General features: G+C 39.5%; 1 protein-coding gene. It reads left to right on the top strand.

What is annotated here, in order from left to right; all coding sequences use genetic code 11:
* Positions 1–24: 24 nt before the first annotated feature.
* Positions 25–223 (top strand): hypothetical protein (locus KI369_RS30060; RefSeq protein WP_212959071.1); only part of this gene is annotated, 199 nt, incomplete at its 3' end.

The following is a 223-nucleotide window of genomic DNA, read 5'->3' as shown; positions in this document are numbered from 1 at the left end:
CAAAAATTGATTGTTCTTGGCAATTTGACAGTCAAAGGAAATATTTCCACTTTCTCTCTTTCTAATCCATGGGTTATTCTCGGTAACGTGACGGCAACGAATATAGTTACGGATTCACCACTGTTAATTGCCGGTTCGATAAATGCAAGTGGACTGGTATTTATCGACTCGTATTACGATAATCCGTCTACGATTAAGGGGAGTATTAATGCGCGTGGGATAT

Source organism: Bacillus sanguinis, assembly GCF_018332475.1.
In the GTDB taxonomy this organism is placed as follows: Bacteria; Bacillota; Bacilli; order Bacillales; family Bacillaceae_G; genus Bacillus_A; species Bacillus_A sanguinis.
Note: the sequence above shows the minus strand (reverse complement) of the source record. Positions and strands in the feature narration are given on the sequence as shown.